General features: G+C 64.5%; 3 protein-coding genes. All 3 read right to left on the bottom strand.

Annotated elements, in window-relative coordinates; all coding sequences use genetic code 11:
* On the bottom strand, positions 1 to 635 hold a 635-nt coding region (locus tag RTX98_RS20720), incomplete at its 3' end, for a molybdopterin cofactor-binding domain-containing protein (RefSeq protein WP_312798779.1).
* Entirely contained in the window at positions 635 to 1,138 is a 504-nt protein-coding gene (locus RTX98_RS20725; protein ID WP_312798781.1) for a (2Fe-2S)-binding protein, read from the bottom strand. The genes RTX98_RS20725 and RTX98_RS20720, both read right to left, overlap by 1 nt.
* On the bottom strand, positions 1,132 to 1,598 hold a 467-nt coding region (locus RTX98_RS20730), incomplete at its 5' end, for a cytochrome c (protein WP_312798782.1). The genes RTX98_RS20730 and RTX98_RS20725, both read right to left, overlap by 7 nt.

Consider the following 1,598-nt stretch of genomic DNA (forward strand, 5'->3'; position numbering starts at 1 on the left):
GGCTTGCCCATCACCGTGAACGCCTCGGTCGGCGTCAGCTTGGATGTCGGCTGCGCATGCACCTGGATCAGCTCGGCCGCAACCACCTCGCCATAGGTCGCGCGGCGACCGTCGGGCGCGATCACCGCACCGCCTTCGGCCTTGAGGCTGTCAGCCGCCAGATTGAACAGGCCCGCCGCCTGAGCGATCAGGATTTCGCGAACCTGCGCCGCCGCATGGCGGATCGCCGTGCCGCTGTCCTGAACCGAGTGGCTGCCGGCCGTATAACCTTCGTTCGGGCTGAGGCTCGTATCCGGCCCCATCAGCTTCAAGCTTTCGAACGGCACCTTGAGTTCTTCCGCAGCGATCTGCAGAACCGCCGTCTTGATCCCCTGCCCCAACTCGGACTTGCCGGTGAACACCGTGGCACTTCCGTCCGCGTCGATGCGGATCCAGGAATCCAGCTGCGGATTGGTCTTGAGACTGCCGGGCAGATCCGGCGCCGGCTGCTCGACCTTCTGAAAGTTCTGCGTTTCATCGCCGGGCGCTTGCGTGGTTTGCGCGAAAGCAGGCTTCAGCGAAAAAGCAAGCATCAGCGAGCCCGTTCCAAACAAAACGGAACGGCGGGTGACGTCGGGAGCGGAGACGTGTTTCATCAGCCTGCCCTCTTCGCGGTGTCCGCCGTCGATGCGCCCGCTGCCGTCTGCATCAAGCCGCCAGCACGTTTGATGGCAGCGAGAATGCGCATATGCGTGCCGCAGCGGCAGAGATTGGGCTCCATATGCGCCACGATCTCCTCGTCAGAAGCCGCCGGGTTCCGCTGCAGCAGCGCCTGCGCCCGCATCATCATGCCGGGAATGCAGTAGCCGCATTGCGCCGCCTGTTCCTCGATAAAGGCCTGTTGCATCGGTCCCGGGCTTTCGATCGTGCCCAGCCCCTCGACGGTCGTGATTTCGCGTCCTTCCAGCAGCATCACCGGCGTCACGCAGGAAAACACCGCCTGGCCATCCACCATCACCGTGCAGGAGCCACACTGGCCGAGACCGCAGCCATATTTCGCGCCATGCAGATGAAGTTCGTCGCGTAGCACATAAAGCAGGGGCGTATCCGGATCGGCCTCGATCTGGTGCGATTGGCCATTTACCGTCAGAGCTACCATGATGTTTCCCGCCGGGTTGGATTGGCTGGAGCGGAACCGCCGTCGCTGTTCAGCGGGCGGATATCCGTATGTTCGCTGCCCGAACGAACCTTCTGAACCAGAGCCTGGATGTCGTCCCAGGCCGGCTTGTCGCTGTAGGTCGCCCGGATATAGGCAAGCAGATCCGCCATCTCGGCATCATCCAGCACGCCGGCAAAGCCGGGCATGATCGGGCCGCGCTCGCCCTCGGGCGCCGGCAAGCCGTAGAGGATGACATTGATGGGGTTGAGCGGCGTGGGTCCGTAGGTCGCGGTGCTCAGCGCCAGCGGCAGACCGCCATAAGGCACGGGACGCCCGGCATCGTGACAGCTGGAACAGGCCGCAGCATAAATCAGCGCCCCGCGATCCTGGCTGGTTGCCGCAACCGGCACCGTCTGCCCACCGGCCGCCTGCACCTGGATGCCCGGCGGGTGGCGCGTTG

Origin of the sequence: Tianweitania sp., assembly GCF_032053605.1 — a bacterium.
GTDB lineage: Bacteria > Pseudomonadota > Alphaproteobacteria > Rhizobiales > Rhizobiaceae > Tianweitania.